At 76.3% G+C, this 253-nt stretch carries 1 protein-coding gene; it reads left to right on the top strand.

Annotation, left to right across the window (positions count from 1 at the left end):
• Positions 1-253, top strand: a 253-nt coding sequence (locus tag QSV46_RS40375) for a PAC2 family protein (RefSeq protein WP_314964282.1), incomplete at both ends; no start/stop codon positions are given.

Raw genomic sequence — 253 nt, 5'->3', positions numbered from 1 at the left:
GGACGAGCTCGAGGCCGGGCGGCGGGCCCCCACGGTCCTGTTGCTGGCCTTCGAGGGGTGGAACGACGCCGGGGAGGCCGCGACCGGGGCCCTGGGCGCGCTGCGGGAGCAGTGGGACGCGGCGGACGCGGGACGGGTGTGCGACGGCGAGTTCTACGACTACCAGGTCACTCGACCCCTGGTCCGGCGCGACGCCGACGGGCTGGGGACGCTGGACTGGCCGGCGGTCACCCTGCACGAGGCGCTCCTGGAC

It is taken from the genome of Bradyrhizobium cosmicum (assembly GCF_032290525.1).
Classification (GTDB): Bacteria; Pseudomonadota; Alphaproteobacteria; order Rhizobiales; family Xanthobacteraceae; genus Bradyrhizobium; species Bradyrhizobium cosmicum_A.
Note: the sequence above shows the minus strand (reverse complement) of the source record. Positions and strands in the feature narration are given on the sequence as shown.